This window comes from Agrobacterium sp. MCAB5 (genome assembly GCF_052114365.1).
GTDB classification, from domain to species: domain Bacteria; phylum Pseudomonadota; class Alphaproteobacteria; order Rhizobiales; family Rhizobiaceae; genus Agrobacterium; species Agrobacterium tumefaciens.
This window is the reverse complement of the sequence record NZ_JBFREP010000333.1, coordinates 1-388: the sequence shown is the minus strand read 5'-3', so window position 1 is coordinate 388 and position 388 is coordinate 1. Positions and strand designations below refer to the sequence as shown.

The following is a 388-nucleotide window of genomic DNA, read 5'->3' as shown; positions in this document are numbered from 1 at the left end:
GTCTGCGTCCAGGCGATCAGTCTTGCAATCGCGGGCGGCCGTTTCATACCGGCCAGCAGCGTCATGAACATGAAAAGTCTGTTCGGCCTGACGGCACACGCCGCCATACCGCCGATGAAATTTACAAGCCGTCAATCGGCTATCGCGGAGGCCCTGCGGTGCGGAAAGGCCAACAAGGATATCGCTCTGGAGCTGAACCTTTGCGAAAGCACCATCAAGGTACATATCCGCAACATCATGAAGAAGCTTGGGGCAACCAACCGCACTGAAGTTGCCTGCAAGATCGGCGACATGGCGTACGAGCGCTAAGCACACGCCCCTCACCGACCGCTACCGAATGCTCCGCTCACAGCAGGAACCTACCGAATGCTCCGCTCACAGCAGGAAC

1 protein-coding gene is annotated in these 388 nt (G+C 58.0%); it reads left to right on the top strand.

The features are described from left to right. On the top strand, window positions 1-309 hold a 309-nt coding region (locus AB4Z23_RS28890), incomplete at its 5' end, for a helix-turn-helix domain-containing protein (protein WP_441361359.1). Between the last annotated feature and the right edge of the window lie 79 nt (window positions 310-388).